General features: G+C 46.8%; 15 protein-coding genes, 1 pseudogene and 1 riboswitch. Of the genes and pseudogenes, 7 read left to right on the top strand and 9 right to left on the bottom strand.

The features are described 5' to 3' along the window. Positions 1–228: 228 nt before the first annotated feature. Entirely contained in the window at positions 229–975 is a 747-nt protein-coding gene (locus tag Q0Z70_RS08805) for a DUF4369 domain-containing protein (RefSeq protein WP_298073718.1), read from the bottom strand. Between the two features lie 139 nt (positions 976–1114). On the opposite strand from Q0Z70_RS08805, the gene Q0Z70_RS08810 reads away from it, so the two are divergent. Genes Q0Z70_RS08810 through Q0Z70_RS08825 form a run of 4 tightly spaced genes read left to right on the top strand, consistent with a single transcriptional unit; the run spans position 1115 to position 7220 of the window. Continuing rightward, positions 1115–2353: an anaerobic sulfatase-maturation protein gene (locus Q0Z70_RS08810; RefSeq protein WP_298073719.1), complete on the top strand. Its 1239-nt coding sequence runs from the start codon at positions 1115–1117 to the stop codon at positions 2351–2353. A 50-nt stretch (positions 2354–2403) separates the two neighbouring features. Further along, a complete protein-coding gene (locus tag Q0Z70_RS08815) occupies positions 2404–4563 on the top strand; it encodes a S46 family peptidase (protein ID WP_298073720.1) in 2160 nt (719 codons plus the stop codon). A gap of 24 nt (positions 4564–4587) precedes the next feature. Further along, positions 4588–6750, top strand: coding sequence for a S46 family peptidase (locus Q0Z70_RS08820; RefSeq protein ID WP_298073721.1), 2163 nt, complete (start codon positions 4588–4590; stop codon positions 6748–6750). A gap of 50 nt (positions 6751–6800) precedes the next feature. Continuing rightward, entirely contained in the window at positions 6801–7220 is a 420-nt protein-coding gene (locus Q0Z70_RS08825; RefSeq protein WP_298073722.1) for a thioredoxin domain-containing protein, read from the top strand. 62 nt (positions 7221–7282) lie between these two features. Here the strand turns inward: Q0Z70_RS08825 and Q0Z70_RS08830 are convergent, their stop codons facing one another. The 4 genes and pseudogenes from Q0Z70_RS08830 to Q0Z70_RS08845 form a co-directional block, all read right to left on the bottom strand. Next, the gene (locus Q0Z70_RS08830; protein ID WP_298073723.1) at positions 7283–9157 is read right to left on the bottom strand and encodes an ABC-F family ATP-binding cassette domain-containing protein; all 1875 of its coding nucleotides are present in this window, start codon (positions 9155–9157) and stop codon (positions 7283–7285) included. Positions 9158–9221: 64 nt separating this feature from the next. Then, entirely contained in the window at positions 9222–10025 is an 804-nt protein-coding gene (locus Q0Z70_RS08835; RefSeq protein WP_298073724.1) for a DUF3805 domain-containing protein, read from the bottom strand. Between the two features lie 229 nt (positions 10026–10254). Next, positions 10255–10463, top strand: a riboswitch (cobalamin riboswitch). Positions 10464–10663: 200 nt separating this feature from the next. Then, positions 10664–11076, bottom strand: a pseudogene (locus tag Q0Z70_RS08840) (RteC domain-containing protein); the annotation flags it as partial. Beyond that, positions 11033–11473, bottom strand: a complete 441-nt coding sequence (locus tag Q0Z70_RS08845; protein ID WP_298073737.1) for a hypothetical protein — start codon at positions 11471–11473, stop codon at positions 11033–11035. The gene Q0Z70_RS08845 and the pseudogene Q0Z70_RS08840, both read right to left, overlap by 44 nt. 585 nt (positions 11474–12058) lie before the next feature. On the opposite strand from Q0Z70_RS08845, the gene Q0Z70_RS08850 reads away from it, so the two are divergent. Then, on the top strand, positions 12059–12265 hold the full coding sequence (locus Q0Z70_RS08850) for a hypothetical protein (RefSeq protein ID WP_298073725.1): 207 nt from the start codon (positions 12059–12061) through the stop codon (positions 12263–12265). Positions 12266–12659: 394 nt separating this feature from the next. On the opposite strand, the gene Q0Z70_RS08855 is transcribed toward Q0Z70_RS08850, so the two are convergent. From Q0Z70_RS08855 to mutY, 4 genes are all read right to left on the bottom strand, one after another. Continuing rightward, positions 12660–13289 (bottom strand): 4'-phosphopantetheinyl transferase superfamily protein, encoded by a 630-nt coding sequence (locus Q0Z70_RS08855; RefSeq protein WP_298073726.1) that lies wholly within the window; start codon positions 13287–13289, stop codon positions 12660–12662. After that, positions 13289–14641, bottom strand: a complete 1353-nt coding sequence (gene gldE / locus Q0Z70_RS08860; RefSeq protein ID WP_298073727.1) for a gliding motility-associated protein GldE — start codon at positions 14639–14641, stop codon at positions 13289–13291. The genes Q0Z70_RS08855 and gldE overlap by 1 nt, the downstream gene beginning before the upstream one ends. Positions 14642–14664: 23 nt before the next feature. Continuing rightward, the gene (locus Q0Z70_RS08865) at positions 14665–15111 is read right to left on the bottom strand and encodes a single-stranded DNA-binding protein (RefSeq protein ID WP_298073728.1); all 447 of its coding nucleotides are present in this window, start codon (positions 15109–15111) and stop codon (positions 14665–14667) included. A gap of 73 nt (positions 15112–15184) precedes the next feature. Then, positions 15185–16222, bottom strand: a complete 1038-nt coding sequence (gene mutY / locus Q0Z70_RS08870; protein WP_298073729.1) for an A/G-specific adenine glycosylase — start codon at positions 16220–16222, stop codon at positions 15185–15187. A 235-nt stretch (positions 16223–16457) separates the two neighbouring features. On the opposite strand from mutY, the gene Q0Z70_RS08875 reads away from it, so the two are divergent. Both Q0Z70_RS08875 and Q0Z70_RS08880 read left to right on the top strand, forming a co-directional pair. After that, positions 16458–16733, top strand: a complete 276-nt coding sequence (locus Q0Z70_RS08875) for an HU family DNA-binding protein (RefSeq protein ID WP_298073730.1) — start codon at positions 16458–16460, stop codon at positions 16731–16733. A 290-nt stretch (positions 16734–17023) separates the two neighbouring features. Continuing rightward, complete coding sequence (locus Q0Z70_RS08880; protein ID WP_298073731.1) at positions 17024–18598, top strand: Rne/Rng family ribonuclease; 1575 nt, start codon at positions 17024–17026, stop codon at positions 18596–18598. Positions 18599–18872: the final 274 nt, after the last annotated feature.

The following is an 18872-nucleotide window of genomic DNA, read 5'->3' on the forward strand; positions in this document are numbered from 1 at the left end:
CCAAAGTAGGGTGAATCTCTGAAATATTGTGTATCTTTGCCATATCTTGGTTCGGTTATTTCCCCCGTTTTGGCTGCTAAACCTTATTTGCGGGGGAATACCCAAAGATACAAAAAAGCCAACTAATTCGCAATAATTTGTGTATGAATTAGTTGGCTATTTTTATGCTATTTAATGAATGTCCCTAGAAATCACTCTCTTTTCTTATTTATACATATCATGGCACACTCAAGGATGCGTAGAAGCCACGTTCTGACGCAGGCGTTTCTGTTCTTCAATCAGTTTCATGTTCTCCTTGGCTTTGGATATAAAATCCTTCACCAACACATGCTCCTTAAACGAAAGGGGAGCTTCCTTCAAAATCTCCTCAATAGCAGGAGTCATCATCGGATAGGGTAACACGCTGCACATCATCATAAAGATACTGGGCCCCAGAATATTCTCAAAATTATCCACAATAAACCCTTTTACATACGTATCCATCACGTGTATCAATGAATCGGATTCCTGTTTCAACTGTTCATGTACATCGTCCAGCATCACACCGTCAAGAACCATACGCGCTTCCTTACGATCTACTTCCTCAATAGCCAACTCCATTGAATTACGCTTATCAATAAATTCATAAAGCCTGTCGTTCAGAGGGGTACCACTCGCCTCCATCTGCGTATTTGCAATGCTAACACGGATATGTCCATTTTCAAGTACCAACGGCATCATGCCTTCACTCCCCATATAGAGAGTTACCATCCTGACACTGTCAGCAGGCCCTTTCATCTTAAACCGCCCATGGATGACTTCTGCCGAATCAACCGTTACCCAATCACCCTTCTGGAAAGACTTCAAATATAACATCTTGCCATCAAGACTCGTTACAGAAGATTTCCCTTCTATCTTATAGCGTTTGCTACAAGAAGTAAAAAGCACAAGCATCAATATCAAAGGGATAGTGCAATTAACACAGATCTTGTTCATGTCCATGTAAGAAATGAATTTAGGATTTTTACGCCACAAAGGTATTAATATTCCTTATAAAGGAAGAGGCAAAAAACGTATTTTCATTTGCTTTACGTATTTTTGCACATAAATTAATCAAAAGCTACGAGATACAGACATGTCTACCTACGCACCCTTTGCCAAACCGCTCTACGTGATGCTGAAGCCCGTAGGAGCCGTATGTAATCTGGCATGCGACTACTGCTACTACCTGGAGAAGGCCAAACTATACAAAGAAAGCCCTAAGCATGTGATGAGCGAGGAACTGCTGGAGAAGTTCATCGAAGAATACATCAACTCGCAGACCATGCCTCAGGTGCTCTTCACGTGGCACGGCGGAGAGACACTGATGCGCCCTTTGTCGTTCTATAAGCGGGCCATGGAGTTGCAGAAGAAATATGCCAATGGGCGCACCATCGACAACTGCATCCAGACCAACGGCACACTGCTTACCGATGATTGGTGCCAGTTCTTCAAGGAGAACAACTGGCTGGTGGGTGTCTCCATCGACGGCCCGCAGGAATTTCACGACGAATACCGCAAAAACAAGGAAGGACGTCTTTCCTTCCACAAGGTAATGCAAGGCATCCATCTGCTGAAGAAGCACGGCGTGGAGTGGAACGGCATGGCGGTGGTCAACGATTACAACGCCGACTATCCCGAGGAGTTCTACCGTTTCTTCAAGGGTCTGGGCTGCCACTACATCCAGTTTGCCCCTATAGTAGAGCGCATCCTTCCTCACAGCGACGGACGCTACCTGGCCTCACTGGCCGATAACGGTGACATGCCGCTGACCGACTTCTCTGTCAGCCCCGAACAATGGGGCAGCTTCCTCTGTCGTCTGTTCGATCTATGGGTTAAGGAAGATGTGGGTACATACTACATTCAAATCTTCGACTCCACGCTGGCTAACTGGGTGGGCGAACAGCCTGGCGTATGCTCCATGGCACGGACGTGCGGCCATGCCGGCGTGATGGAGTTCAACGGCGACGTCTATGCGTGCGACCACTTTGTCTTTCCCGAATACAAGTTGGGCAACATCTATCAGCAGACATTAGTGGAAATGATGTACAGCGAACGTCAGGAGCGCTTCGGGCAGGCTAAATACGACTCCCTGCCCCACCAGTGCAAGGAGTGCGAATGGCTCTTCGCCTGCAACGGTGACTGCCCTAAGAACCGCTTCGCCCGCACAACCGACGGCGAGCCGGGCCTCAACTACCTCTGCACCGGATACCGCCGGTTCTTCAGCCACGTGGCCCCCTACATGGACTTCATGAAGAAAGAATATCTGGCCCAGCGCCCACCCGCCAATGTGATGCAGGCCATCTGCGAAGGTAAACTGCCCATGCCCCAATAAAGATTTTATAGAAACAACGTATAAACCATCATTAAATTAAAGTGACATACATGAAAATCAAAAAGTACCTCGTTGCGGCCATAACCGCAGCATTCACCTTCTCGGCACAGGCCGATGAAGGCATGTGGCTGCTCCAGCTGATGAAGCAGCAGAATTCCATCGACATGATGAAGAAACAGGGTCTGAAACTGGAAGCCGACGACCTCTACAATCCCAATGGCGTATCGTTGAAGGATGCCGTCGGCATCTTCGGTGGAGGATGTACCGGCGAAATCATCTCGCCCGAAGGCCTTATCCTGACCAACCACCACTGCGGATATTCCTCCATCCAGCAGCACTCCAGCGTGGAGCACGACTACCTGACAGACGGTTTTTGGGCCAAGAGCCGTGCAGAAGAACTGCCCACTCCGGGCCTGAAATTCCGCTTCGTGCACCGCATCACGGACATCACCGATCTGATCAATTCCAGAATTAGGGCCGGTGAAGTGAATGAATACGAAGCCATGACCGTCCCCTTCCTGAACAAAGTAGCCAAGGAAGAACTGGAGAAGAGTGACCTCAAAGGCAAGCCCGGCATTGAAGTACGTGCCCTTCCCTTCTACGCCGGAAACAAGTATTACCTCTTCTACTATAAAGTCTATAACGACGTGCGCATGGTGGCTGCCCCACCCTCAAGCGTAGGTAAGTTCGGCGGCGAAACGGATAACTGGATGTGGCCTCGCCACACGGGCGACTTCTCCATGTTCCGCATCTATGCCGACAAAAATGGAGAGCCTGCTGAATACAGTACCGAAAACGTGCCTCTGAAAACCCCTAAGTTCTTCCCCATCTCGCTGAAGGGACTCAACGAGGGTGACTATGCCATGATTATGGGATTCCCCGGCTCTACCGAACGCTACCTCACACAGAGCGAAGTGCGCCAGCGCATGACTGCCATCAATCAGGCCATGATAGACATGCGCACCGTCTACCTCGACGTACTGAAGAAGTATATGCGTCAGAGCGACAAGACCCGCATCCAGTATGCCACCAAGTTCGCCGGTAGCAGCAACTACTGGAAGAACTCCATTGGCATGAACAAGGCCATCGTGGACAACAACGTGCTCGAGACCAAAGCTGAACAAGAGAAACGTTTCGCTGCCTTCGCCCAAGGCAACCCCGAATACGAAGGCGTGGTAGACAAGATAGATGCCCTCGTGGAAAAAATGACCCCGGCACTGCGTCGTACCGAATACATCTACGAAGCCCTGAACGGTGCCATCGAGTTCGGCTGTCCGCCCGCGCTAATGGATAAGATGAAGCAGGCAATCGAAACCAAGAATGACTCCCTATTCCAAGCCACCAAGAAGCAACTGGAAACGATGTACGACGACATCTACAATAAAGACTACGACCCCGAAGTGGACCGCGCCGTAGCCAAAGCCATCCTGCCTGCCCTGGCCAAAGCTCTAACACCCGAAGAACTGCCCGTCTTCTACCAAACCATCGAGAAGGAGTACAAGGGCAATTATGATGCTTACGTGGACGATCTCTTTGACACTTCCATCCTGGGCAGCCGTGACAATTTCGATAAATTCTTAAAGAAACCCAGCGTGAAGGCCATCGACCATGACATGGCTACTGCCTACAGTCGCGCTAAACTCGAAGCCATCAAGACTGCTGCGACTGAAAGAGGAAAGTTCTCGCAGGAACTCAACCTGCTGCACAAGGCCTACATTCGTGGACTGGGTGAAATGAAACAGTCTGTCCCCTCCTACCCCGACGCTAACTTCACCATTCGTCTGACTTACGGCAACGTGAAATCTTACAACCCGAAGGACGGCGTGCACTACAAGTACTTCACCACCACCAACGGCATACTCGAAAAGGAAGACCCCGAGAACCCCGAGTTTACCGTTCCGGCCAAGCTGAAGGAACTTATCCTGAAGAAAGACTTCGGACGCTATGCCATGGAAGACGGTACTATGCCCGTCTGCTTCCTGACGACGAACGACATCACCGGTGGCAATTCAGGCTCGCCCGTCATCGACGGTGAAGGACGTCTCATCGGCTGTGCTTTCGACGGTAACTGGGAGTCGCTGAGCGGCGACATCAGCTTTGATAATTCGCTGCAACGCTGCATCGCGCTGGACATCCGCTACATGCTCTTCATCCTCGACAAACTGGGCGGTTGCAGCCACCTCATTAACGAGATGAACATCGTGGAATAGTAAAATAATCATCCCTTATCTATAATGAAAAGACTGTTATTTGCATCAGCTTTGGCTGCCCTGACACTTCCCGTCCTGGCCGACGAAGGCATGTGGATGCTGACCGATCTGAAGCGGCAGAACGAAGCAACCATGCAGGAACTGGGCCTGCTGTTACCCGCCGACTCCATCTATAACCCCGAAGGCATCGCCCTGAAGGATGCCGTAGTCCACTTCGGCGGAGGTTGCACGGGCGAGGTCATCTCGGCCGAAGGTTTGGTACTGACCAATCACCACTGCGGCTACAATGCCATCCAGCAGCACTCCAGCGTAGAGCACGACTATCTGACAGACGGCTTCTGGGCTATGAACCGACAAGAGGAGCTACCTTGCAAGGGACTCACTGTGACCTTCATCGACCGCATTCTCGACGTGACGGACTACGTACAACAGCAGCTGGCGAAAGACCCTGACCCGCAAGGCACCAACTACCTCTCGTCCAAGTACCTGACCCAAGTATGTACCCGCTTCCTCCAAGAGCAGCACATTACCCAGGGCACCGGCAGCAAGGCCGAACTGAAAGCCTTCTACGGCGGCAACCGTTACTACCTCTTCGTGAAAACCGAATACAGCGACATCCGCATGGTGGGCGCGCCGCCGTCGAGTATCGGTAAGTTCGGCGCCGACACGGACAACTGGATGTGGCCCCGCCACACGGGCGACTTCTCCCTGTTCCGTATCTACGCTGACAAGGACGGACGCCCTGCCTCGTACAGCAAGGACAACGTGCCCTTGCGTGTGAAGAAACACCTCAACATCAGCCTCCGTGGCTACAAGGAGGGCGACTTTGCCTTCGTCATGGGTTTCCCCGGTCGCAACTGGCGCTACATGATATCCGACGAAGTGGAGGAACGGATGCAGACCACCAACTTTATGCGCCACCACGTGCGCGACGCCCGCCAGCGTGTCCTCATGGAGCAGATGATCAAGGATGACGCCGTGCGCATCCACTACGCCAGCAAGTATGCCTCCAGCGCCAACTATTGGAAGAATGCTATCGGCATGAACGAAGGCCTCGTGCGCCTTCACGTGCTCGACACCAAGCGTACCCAACAGGAAGCCCTGCTGCAACGCGGGCGCGAACTGGGCGACACGACCTATCGGGCCGCATTCGACCGCATCCGCGCCATCGTGTCTAAACGACGCCCAGCCCTCTACCACCAGCAGGCTATCCAGGAGGCATTGGTCACAGCGCTCGACTTCATGCGCATTCCTAACACCGCCGCCCTCGTCACTGCCCTCAAGAGCAAAGACAAAGTGACCATTCAGGCTGCCACAGAAAGCCTCTGCCAAGCAGCCGACCACTATTTTGCCTCTGTTCCCTATCCCGAGGTGGAGAAATTCGTAGGCAAGGAAATGCTGCGCACATATGCCCGGTACATTCCTGCCGGCCAACGCATCGGCATCTTCCAAGTCATCGACAAGCGCTTTAAAGGTGATACGGACGCTTTCATTGATGCCTGCTTCGAGTACTCCATCTTCGGCAATCGAGAGAACTTCGACAAGTTCATACGCAACCCCAAACTCTACCGGCTGACCAGCGACTGGATGGTGCTCTTCAAATACTCCATCACTGACGGCCTGCTGCAAACGGCCATCGCCATGATGGATGCCAACCGAGACTATAATGCCGCCCACAAGACATGGGTGAAGGGTATGATGGATCTGCGTCAAGCCAACGGACAGCCCATCTATCCCGATGCCAACTCCACGCTGCGTCTGACCTACGGTAAGACGGCCTCCTATGAACCCGCTGACGGAGCCGTCTACGAATATCAGACGACGCTGGACGGCGTGATGCAGAAAGAAGACCCGACAAACTGGGAGTTCGCGGTGCCCGACAAGCTAAAGCAGCTCTGGCTCGCAAAAGACTTTGGTCGCTATGCCCTTGAGGACGGACGGATGCCCGTCTGCTTCATCGTGGACACAGACAATACCGGAGGGAATTCGGGCAGCCCCGTGTTCAATGCTCGTGGCGAACTCATCGGCACTGCTTTCGACCGCAACTACGAAGGCCTGACGGGCGATATTGCCTTCCGCCCCTCGTCGCAGCGTGCTGCCTGCGTGGACATCCGCTACACGCTCTTCATCATCGAAAAATATGCCGGCGCCTCGCATCTTATCGACGAGCTAAGTATCGTGGAGTGAACTCAAACGACACAAGGTAATGAAGTATTAATTATCAATATCCCATTATTATGAAAAAGTTATTGCTTACCCTCGCCCTCGCAGCTACCGCCTTTCTCGGACATGCCCAAGAAGTAATTGTAATGGACAAGACCATGTTTATCGACAAGGTGTTCGATTATGAGAATAGTAAGGAATGGAAATACAAAGGAGACAAGCCTGCCATCATCGACCTATACGCCGACTGGTGCGGTCCCTGTCGCAAGGTAGCTCCCATCATGAAGGAACTGGCCAAGGAATATGCTGGAAAAATCATCATCTACAAGGTGAACGTGGACAAAGAACAGGAACTTGCCGCTCTATTCAATACCACAAGCATTCCCCTCTTCGCACTCATTCCTCTGAAGGAGCAGCCACAGCTGATGCATGGTGCTGCCGATAAGGCCACATACAAGAAAGCCATTGATGAATTCCTGCTGAAGAACCCCTAAACCGGCGCAGATTAGAGATTTCGTCCCTACGCCGTCGGGAAGCTTTCGCAAACCGAGATTCCTTATTCGATTTCGCTTAGTTCCAGCCAACGCATCGTCTTCTTGTCTATCAAGTCCGTCAGCTGCGGCAGGCGTCGGGACTTCTCTGTCAGCTCGTCTATCGAAAGCATACCGCTGCACAAGGCTTCTTCGATGGCCTTTTTCTCAGCTTCGAGTTCGGCAATCTCCTCCTCAAGTTGCTCGAACTCGCGGCGTTCCTTGAAGCTCATGCGGCGCTTCTCGTCCGAACGGGTGCGCACGGGTTTCGTGGTAGCCTGTGTCTTGGCAGCTACCTGCAGTTCTTTGTCGTGACGTGCCTTGGCCTCCTTCCACTCGCGATACTGGGTGTAACTGCCCGGAAAGTCGCGGATATCGCCCTCGCCATTGAACACCAGCAGGTGGTCTACCACCTTGTCCATGAAGTAACGGTCGTGACTGACGACGATAACACATCCCTTAAAGCCTTGCAGATACTCCTCGAGCACCTGTAGGGTGACGATGTCGAGGTCGTTAGTGGGCTCATCCAGCACGAGAAAGTTGGGATTTCGCATCAGCACCGTGCAGAGGTAGAGGCGGCGACGTTCTCCTCCGCTCAGCTTGCAGACGTAGTTATGCTGCGCCTCTGGTGTGAAGAGGAAGTGCTGAAGGAACTGCGAAGCGGTGAAACGGCGTCCGTTACCCAGCTCTATGACCTCGGCAATATCCTGTACCACGTCAATGACTTTCATCTGCTCATTGAACTGAAGCCCTTCCTGCGAGTAGTAGCCGAAGCGGACGGTCTCGCCGATGTCCAACATACCGCGGTCGGGCTTCACCAACCCCATCAGTATCTTGATAAAAGTCGACTTACCCGTCCCGTTGTTGCCCACGATGCCCATCTTCTCGTAGCGGGCAAAGATGTAGGAAAAATCGTCCAGTATCTTCAGGTCGCCAAAAGCCTTGCAGAGGTGGTCGGCCTCGAAGATCTTGTTGCCGATGTAGGAGGCCTTGACGTCGAGCTTCACGTTAGCGTCGTAAAAGCGCTGCTTAGCCACCTTCTCCAGTTCGTAGAAGGCTTCCTCGCGATAGCGGGCCTTGTGGCCGCGAGCCTGTGGCATGCGGCGCATCCACTCCAGCTCAGTGCGGTACAGGTTGTTGGCTCGCTCCACTTCCACCGTCTTGGCGTCAATGCGTTCCTGACGCTTCTCCAGGTAGTAGCTGTAATTCCCTTTATAGGAATAAATTGTACGGTTATCTATCTCGATGATTTCGGAGCAGACACGGTCAAGAAAGTAGCGGTCGTGCGTCACCATGAGCAGCGTCAGGTTCGTTCGACGCAGGTATTCTTCCAGCCATTCGGTCATATCAAGGTCCAGATGGTTGGTGGGTTCGTCGAGAATGAGGAGGTCAGGCTCGGTGATGAGCGTATTGGCCAGCGCTACGCGTTTCAGTTGTCCGCCGGAAAGGTGCCTCACTTGTTGATTGAAGTCACGTATCTTCAGCTGCGAAAGAATTTGCTTGGCCTTCTGCTCGTAATCCCATGCCTTCTCGTGCTCCATACGTACAAGCAGTTCGTCCAGGCCGGGGTGGCCTTCGGTCTCCATGCAGCGCTCGTAGTCCTTGATAAGATCTACGGTCGTGTTGCCGTGGTGGAAGCAGGCTTCGAGCACAGTCAGTTCTCCGGGATACGAAGGGTTCTGCTCCAAATAGCCCACACAAAGGTCTCGGCGAAAAGAAATCCTTCCCTCGTCATACCCCTCCTTTCCCGAAAGGATGTTGAGCAAAGTGGACTTGCCGCTTCCATTCTTGGCTATCAGTCCGACACGTTGACCCTCGGCTAAGCCGAAGGATATATTTTCAAAAAGAACCAGGTCTCCGAACGACTTGGTGAGATTTTCTACTTGCAGTATAGGAGACATTTATATCAATGATAAATGGAAAATAAGGAATTAAGAATATATGAAATAAAGAACAGGAAATCAATCAACCATTGCAATAAGCTTCTGCCAAGTTGACCTTCTCACCTGACTTTACCTTGCTCCACACCAGCTTCATGGGGTCTATCCATTGGTCGGTAATGGTGTTGAGCAATACGGGGGCTTCGCGGTTGCCATCAATCAGTGTACGCCACTCCAGCCCGTCCATTTCGTTGGCCATAATGACGCAGAGCATGATGCCCAACGCCAGCCACTGGTCTTTCTTCTTAGGGCCTATCACACCACGGTCTACCACCTGCTGCATGCTTTCCACGTCTTCTTCCACTCCTTGGAAATCTTTCTTCAGCAAGTCTTTTACCGTCTTCTCCACCCACTCGTAGGCTTCGTTTATCTGACAGATTTCAGAAAGGCGGACAGGAATAAGCTCGGCAGGATACTTCACGCCCAGCTTGCGCACTTTCAGGGAAGCAATCACCTGTTCGGCCTCGGCCATCGGTTCGCCCTTGCTTACGGTGAACGAGCATTCGAAAGCAATATCGTCCACACCCGCAATCCAGATGTGCGACGTATAGTATTCGCCGTCTTCTTCGAACATTTCCTTACTGTAGGCACATTCCAGTGCACCCACACGCACCAATACGGCCGAAGAGTTCTCCTTCAGCTCCTGCTGTACGGACTCACGCCCGTAACCGGCGTTGCCTCGATAAGCCGAAATGCGGAAATTACCCGTCCATTCATCGGGATTGTAGAACAGAAACGACCCTTCGCTGTCTTCGAATTCGCTCCATACGACCGGATATTCCATGGAAAACCATGAACCCGGAGAAATATACTTCTTGAATAATTTCATATTGTTGGTTCTGACATAACTCCGCAAAGGTAGCACTCCCTGCGCTGATATGCAAGCGGCAAGTACAAAAACAACCCTTATTTGCCGATAGGCTGTACTTTCTCGATTTGTCGAACGTGATGCGTGACATCCGGTTCTGCGACATGCCAGTTGAGAGTAGACAAAAGAGAGATAATCGTAAACTATTCAAATTATTTCTCTATACGACTATTCGATTCAAAAAAAACTCTTACCTTTGCCCCGCATTGGTTCGCCTATTTCCCACAATAAGCGGAAAAGGTGATTAAAAGGGAATCGGGTGCAAATCCCGGACAGTCCCGCTGCTGTGAGTTTCACATAATCGTTATCAGCACACACCATCTGCCACTGGAATCTTTCCGGGAAGGCCGCTGATAACAGAAACGAGTCAGAAGACCTGCCATGCACATCTTTTATCATTGCTTTCGAGGAAAAAGCGGTGAGTCTAATGAACCGGGCTTTTCTGTCCTTTCATTTTATTCATCCAAACTGCTTCAAAGAAAGCAAACAAGTAAACTTCTGCCAAAGTTTATGAAATAATGTCCGGGCGAAGCGATTTCGAACGGACATTTATTTTAACGTGAGTTCAATATATTAATTCTTATATCGAACTTACGTTATTTATCATACATGGTCGAATGGGAGCGATAATATTGGTAAAAATCCAAATTCCGATTAAAGAAATAAGTAAGGTTATCCAGTTCTGCGATAAGATGCTTTCTGATAACTTCGTTACTCCCATTAGGACATTGCTTTTCTATACGACACATTTTGTGGAAATAGAGAAGCCGTCTTAATAGTTCCGGTTTTTGAACTTTGAAAAAGCGTATTTCATTCTCTTGCGTGGGGAAACTGTAGGTTTGTAATTCATTTCTTAAATCAGTGATAATATCCCGTAACCGATATACCATTGAAGAGAGATTTCGATAATATCATTGCCGTAGAGGTCGATTTTAGCAATCTCTACATCTATTTCCGATAGGAGTTTATCAAAATCTTCTTTTACTTTTTTTGAATAGTTTGATGACTTCATTCGATAGTTTACCGTTCACACAATGTTGCACCAGCATAGACTCATCATCAATCACGCCAAGATATTCTGTCATGGACGAATTGGATGATTCGGTTAAGGTTACAGAATGTGTCAAGGGGGAGTAATTTACATATTTGGTCACTCGGTTAGTTGAGATAAGCGTTTCGATTCCCGTTTCAACAATACAACTTGTTCCATCTTCGGAAAATATAAATCCAAGAATTGCCGTATATGTTTTTTCCACACCCTCATTGGTGGTCGTTGTGACAACATGGCTGCCATACCATTCGGTTTTGGCAATACTTGTCAAATTTTCCCCATCATCGTCACTGCACGCTGCTAACCCTGCCATCGTAAGGAATGTCATGAGTAGCATTCTAAGAATGTTTTTTTTCATTTTTATCCATTTTAATTGTTCACTATATATTAAATACCGAAACTGTAAAAACATTGCATCCCGGATGCAACTTTTTATTTCATACGTTCATACCCTGCTGGCTCAAAGGGGGATATAATTACAGAAAACGTGAGCCAACTATGCCACGTCTAAATGAAGGTCGTAGGAAACCTTTGATGCAGATGTAACAATAAGCAGCCCATGATATATACGTGAGAACCACTATGCTATCTCTTGCATCAGTCTGAAAATTTCCTACGTTTTCACCTACAAGATAAACATAACGTTTCTTCTTTTTTCTATGTTTTGGAAAGAGTTGTGTCAATCCAGTTATAAAAGTAGAGATTTTCTGTGATAATCTCCTTTATTTTAATGTTTTTCTTTTCATTTAAGGCCTAATTTCTATATTAACGTGAATTCGATATAAAATCAATTCACTTCAATGGCGGGTTTCTTTTCAAAGCAACAACAGGCTGCGATAGTGGACAATAAATCGGCAATGAAATTTCTATTCCCTTACTCCGCCCACGCAGCACTTCCTGAAGTCCCGACGCAGTGCTGCATGAAGGTGTCATGCAGTGCTGTATGAGGAGGGAACGAAGCACATCATCAGAGGGTGACGAAGCACTGTGTCAGGGTTCATCCAAGTATTCCATGATGGGCCGGACCCCGCGTCAGTTCGGCATCGGGCGAACGGTAGCGGTGGATTCAGGAGGTGAGACGACGGACGGCCTGTTCGGGATCGGCATCGGGGGAAATAAAGGCAGGCCAAGGGACGACGGATGTAAGTAACGGTTTTTATAATGGGAAACAAAGATTGAAAGCAATAATTATCATCGCAAAAAAAACATTTTTAGTCCTGTCAACAATATCGCTTCATTATCAGCAAGTTACGTCGACGGTGACAGGAGCTGTACAAACTTTATGAAATACAATAAAAAATAGGCTGCCTTTAAAGACAAGGTATTTTTTATTTTTTCACGGAAATGTTTACCAAAGACTCAGTCCTGTCAACAATATCCATTGATAATCAGGCGATTTTGTTGACAGGACTATTTTGAGCCCCTCCCGGATTATTTCCAAAGTGATTTAGGAGCTTTCATAGACAAGATAGCTGGTAAAAAAGGGATATTCTTATATCGAACTCACGTTATTTTATATCTGCCAACTAATGACCGTCCAAAGACTAACAAATATAAGTTAAGACAAAATCTGTGAACAAACGATAATGTACAAAGAAATGGCAACATTCAGCTGTTCGACATTCAACAACTTCGAATACTCCTTCAGAACAAACAACAAACGGACAAATGTATAAATGCTCACGAAAATCCACACTATCAATATTCAGACATTTATAAACCGCCTCTTTAGCCGACCAATGTAAAAGCAGTCCCCACGTATCAGTACCTTCATAAGTTCCAGGTAATTCATCATCACGGACAAACTTATGAGCTACTTTACGCACACGTTCTGCATACTGTTCTATATCAATGCCTACTTCTTTATTTATACCACCTAAAATAACAGCCACATACCCTTTGGTATGGGAAATGCTTAAAGAAAACGATTTATCAGCCAAATAAGGTTTCCCATTCTCTTGATACCGAATTTCTTTTTCCACTCCAAGCATCGTATAGAGTAAGACACGCACAGCGCACCATTCCAAACGCCGATGGGCAGAAGAAAATTTTTCAACCTCTTGCTTGTATTTTCCACTATTAGGCAGCAAGGACAGCAGTTCTTCCAATGTTTCTTCCAACTTCCATACAGCCCAATGTTGATTCACCTCCTGATGTTGTAGAAACAAAGCCACTACTTATCCTCCTTAATCTCTATAGCCTTTGGCTCTTTCACTGTAAATTTTACTTTTAAAATACGACGGCTATCTATCTCAAGTACTTCAAATTCATAATTCTTATAAGAAACGCGTTCATGTAAAACAGGGAACTCTCCTTTCAACTCAAGCAATAATCCTGCCACTGTATCCGCATCGCCTGCAACTTCTTCAAAATCAGCCTCGTCAGTCTTTGTTATTCTATAAAAATCGGCCAGTAAGGTCTTGGCTTCAAATATCCAAGTATGATTATTGAGCACGATATATGTCCGCTCTTCATCGTCATATTCATCATGTATCTCACCCACAATTTCTTCTATGATGTCTTCCATTGTCACAATACCCGATGTCCCACCAAATTCATCTACTACAATAGCAATATGTATCTTATTGGCTTGGAAGTCACGAAGCAAGTCATCAATCATTTTTGTTTCTGGAACAAAATAAGCAGGCCGAATAAGGGATTGCCAACGAAAATTATCCCCTTTGTTCAAATGGGGCAACAAATCTTTTATATAGAGTATTCCCTTAATGTTATCACGCGTCTCGGCATAAACCGGTATGCGCGAATAAGCATTTTCTATAATACATCTCAGAACATCTTTAAAAGGAGTTCGGATATCCAAATCTACAACATCCAATCTTGAAGTCATCACTTCTTTAGCCGTTTCTCCGCCAAAACGAATAATTCCTTCCAGAATGTTACTTTCTTCAGATAGTTCCGTTTTATCCGTCAATTCCAATGCATGAGACAATTCATCGACCGATATATTATGATTTTTATGCGAAACATGTCTGTTCAAAAAAGAAAAGGAACGCATCAGCAACGATTCCATCGGATAGAACACCGAACGAAACACAGAAATGCCCGAAGCTGCAAACCGACAAAAGGACAATGTCTTCTGAGCCGAATATATTTTGGGCATAATCTCGCCAAACAGTAAAAGCAAGAAAGTTAATATGACGGTTAAAATCAGAAACTCTGCAATGGGTGAATGAAACTCGAAAACATTCATGAAAAAGAAATTGCAAAGCATGATAATGGTCACGTTCACAAAATTGTTCGTAATCAATATCGTAGCGAGCAAACGTTCGCTATCTGACAATAAATCACTGATTTTAGAATCAGATGGATGCTTGTGTTCAGCAATCGTATTCAAATCGGCCGGAGAAAGCGAAAAGAAAGCAATCTCGGAAGCCGAAGCAAATCCTGATACAAATAAAAGAAGACCAGCCAAAACAATGGCCACAATGGATGGCACAGTAGGTGTATGTACAGTTATTCCATTAAACACATCTGCCAACTGGCCTAAATAAGCGTCTGGATCCAAAGAAATAATTTTTAGTTAAACACTCAGAACGGCAAATCATCCGCTCCATTATCTTGTGCAGGTGCAGCCTGCGGTTGCATACTTTGCTGTTGTCCACTACTCGGCTGAGCAGCCGCTTGAGGAGCTGTTCCGGCTGTCTTGGGGGAAAGCATCTCCATACTGTCCACAAAAATCTCGGTCACATAGCGTTTCACGCCAGCCTGGTCATCATACGAGCGTGTACGGATTTTCCCTTCCAAATAAAGTTTGTCACCTTTGTGCACGTATTTTTCAGCCGTTTCAGCCAATCCCCGCCATAAAACGATATTATGCCATTCTGTCCGTTCAGGAACTTGAGTTCCATTAGCCAAGGTGTACGCCCTGTCAGACGTAGCCAAAGAAAAAGTAGCCACAGCTACCCCACTATCCAAGTATCTCACTTCTGGATCTTTCCCTACATTCCCGATCAAAATAACTTTATTGACTGACATAACTTTTTTTCTTTTAAAATTGATTGCCAAAAATAGACAGAATAATGTAACCGTGCAAATATCTGCACAACTTTTACGCATATTTTTCCAAGAACTGATGGATGAGCCGAGGCACAGCATAGCGTGTCCACTCCCTTTGCCCAATCCGTATATAATCCGAGAAGCCTTGAATGTCAGCAGGGAAAATCATCTCATAAAAATCCGCATGAATAATCTGATGAGACAGAACATGTTTGACTCCTATCTGCAACGGACGTACAATAGGTTCCACATCGGTTCCAAGCTCTTTCAATTCTGATGCGAGCAGCAACTCTTCTACGGTCATTTGACGATCAGTTTCTATCAATGGCAGTTCGTACAAATTGCGCCAGATGTCATTGCCTGTTCTTTTGCGGAGAAGCATCTGTCCGCCGACACATATATATATATAGGTGAAATAGCGATCCGTCGTCTTTGTACGATATTGTTTGATAGGCAGCAGGGCTACTTTACCCGTTGCCAACGCTGAGCAACTATCCGCCAACGGACAAAACATACAGGAAGGCGATTGAGGAGTACACTGTATGGCTCCAAAATCCATAATGGCCTGGTTATAAAGCGCCACATGCTTTTCATCCAGCATTTCCTGCGCCAATGAAGCAAACAATTTCTTTCCCTGAACAGAGTCAATCGGAACCTCCACTCCAAAATATCGGGAAAGCACCCTGTACACATTACCATCCACCACAGCATAAGGCATATCGTAAGCGATGGAACAGATAGCCGCAGCTGTATAGTCACCTACTCCTTTAAGTGCACGGACTCCTTCGTAAGTGCGGGGAAAAACTCCATTCATACTACGGGCAGCAGCATGCAAATTTCGTGCACGCGAATAATATCCCAAGCCCTGCCAGTATTTCATAACTTCGTCCTCATCCGCTTCAGCCAAAGCGACAAGATCGGGGAAACGCTCTACAAATCGCAGAAAATATTCATAGCCTTGAACCACCCGGGTCTGTTGCAGGATAATCTCTGAAATCCAGATGCGATATGGGTCTTTGGTTTCACGCCAAGGAAGTTCACGCCGATGCTCGGCATACCAATCCAACAATACTCTTGAAAAAACAGTCATTCTTTGCACTTAAAACGGTCTTTTTTCCACCGCAACGCACCCTTTTGTCCCATTAAAACCATAGAAAAGGGAGAACGGCGGCCGACAAATGTAACGCTTTTCCGCACAAGAAAACTTAATTCCAATACTTTTTTAAAAAAATGTCCGAAATATATTTTTTAGAGACAAGGAAAAGCTATATATTTGTAGCCCAAAAATTTAAGTAAACATTAGTATTAATATTTTTTAAGAAAAAATGACTAAAGCTGATATTGTAAACGAAATCACCAGAAACACTGGGATTGACAAGACGACTGTACTTAAAACAGTCGAGGCTTTTATGGATGCCGTTAAAGAATCTTTAGCCAAGGATGAGAATGTCTACCTTCGCGGATTCGGAAGTTTTATTGTAAAGAAAAGAGCACAGAAAACAGCTCGCAACATCTCTAAAAACACCACGATCATCATCCCCGAGCACAACATTCCGGCATTTAAGCCTGCCAAGACATTCACATTAACAGTGAAGAAATAATAATAGTATTAACTCGTAAAATTTGAAGCTATGCCAAGCGGAAAGAAGAAAAAAAGACATAAAATGTCTACGCACAAGCGTAAAAAAAGACTAAGAAAAAACAGACATAAAAGCAAAAAGTAATTTTTAGTCTGACGACAAAATAAAGGACAAACTTGCGAAACAAATGTCTCGCGAGTTTGTTCTTTGTTTAAATGAACATGAGATCATACAAACACAGGTCAGAATGAGAAAAACAATCCTTCCTACCTGAAGTTTTGTATATTGTAAACTTTAAAAGCATTATTATTGTGACAAGCGAACTCGTTGTAGATGTACAGCCCAAAGAAGTGTCTATCGCCTTGCTTGAAGACAAGCAGCTGGTAGAGCTTCAAAGCGAAGGACGCAGTATTTCCTTCTCCGTGGGCAACATATATTTGGGCCGTGTCAGAAAATTGATGCCCGGCCTGAATGCCTGCTTCGTGGACGTAGGTTACGAGAAAGACGCTTTCCTTCATTATCAGGACCTGGGTCCTCAATTCAATTCTTTAGAGAAATACGTAAAGCAAACTTTAAGCGACCGGAAGAAACTCAACCCCATCACCAAATCGGCCTTACTTCCCGACCTTGAAAAAGAAGGCACCATTGCCAATACACTCAAGGTAGGACAAGAAGTCGTGGTGCAAATTGTCAAGGAGCCCATATCAACCAAAGGGCCGCGACTAACCTCCGAACTATCCTTTGCCGGACGTTACCTCGTATTGATACCTTTTAACGACAAGGTATCCGTATCCCAAAAAATAAAGTCGAGCGAAGAACGCGCACGTCTCAAGCAACTGCTGATGAGCATTAAGCCCAAAAACTTCGGTATCATTGTACGTACCGTAGCCGAAGGTAAACGTGTAGCCGAGCTGGACGGAGAGCTTAAAGTATTACTGAAACATTGGGAAGAAGCTATCGTCAAAGTACAGAAAGCCACCAAATTTCCGACACTAATTTACGAAGAAACCAGTCGTGCCGTAGGTCTGTTGCGCGACTTGTTCAATCCTTCCTTCGAAAGCATCCACGTGAACAACGAGGCTGTCTATCACGAAATCAAGGACTACGTAACCCTTATAGCCCCCGAACGGGCAGGAATTGTGAAACTGTACAAAGGCCAGCTCCCCATCTACGACAACTTTGCCATTACCAAACAGATTAAGGCATCCTTTGGTAAAACCATCTCTTATAAAAGCGGCGCATATCTGATCATAGAACATACAGAAGCCCTCCACGTAGTAGACGTGAACAGCGGCAACCGCACAAAGAATGCCAACGGCCAGGAAGCCAATGCACTGGAGGTAAATTTAGGTGCGGCCGATGAACTGGCCCGCCAGCTACGCCTGCGCGACATGGGAGGCATTATCGTCGTAGACTTCATCGACATGAACGAAGCCGAGAACCGGCAGAAGCTTTACGAACGCATGTGTCAGAACATGCAGAAAGACCGCGCACGTCACAACATCCTTCCGCTTAGCAAATTCGGACTGATGCAGATTACCCGCCAGCGCGTGCGCCCCGCCATGGACGTCGATACGACAGAAACCTGTCCGACCTGTTTCGGTAAAGGTAAAATAAAATCGTCTATCCTATTTACCGATACTTTAGAGAACAAGATTGATTATCTGACCAACAAACTGAAGGTAAAGAAATTCTCGTTGCACATCCACCCGTATGTAGCCGCTTACGTCAATCAAGGCCTTGTGTCCATGAAGCGTAAATGGCAAATGAAATACGGATTAGGTATCAAAGTGATTCCCGATCAGAAACTCGCGTTTCTACAATATATCTTCTACGATCCTCACGGTGAAGAGATAGATATGAAGGAAGAGATCGAAATCAAATAAGTAAAAGAGGCTGTCTTAGGGCAGCCTCTTTTTTCATTAAATACCCCGCCATACCTTAAGAAATCACCGGATAATTTTAACAAATACCACTATTTTTATTTTTTTTCTTTCAGATTATTTGTTTAATTAAAATATTTTTCGGAATATTGCAGCGTATTTAATCACCAATATCAAGAATATCAACATGAAAAGAGCACCTTAAATCATCCGCAGTATGAAATGGAATCGTTTTAATCAGATTAAAAATGGTTCATCGACTTTAAATTACCTATAG

The sequence above is a fragment of the uncultured Bacteroides sp. genome, assembly GCF_947632445.1.
Taxonomy (GTDB): Bacteria; Bacteroidota; Bacteroidia; order Bacteroidales; family Bacteroidaceae; genus Bacteroides.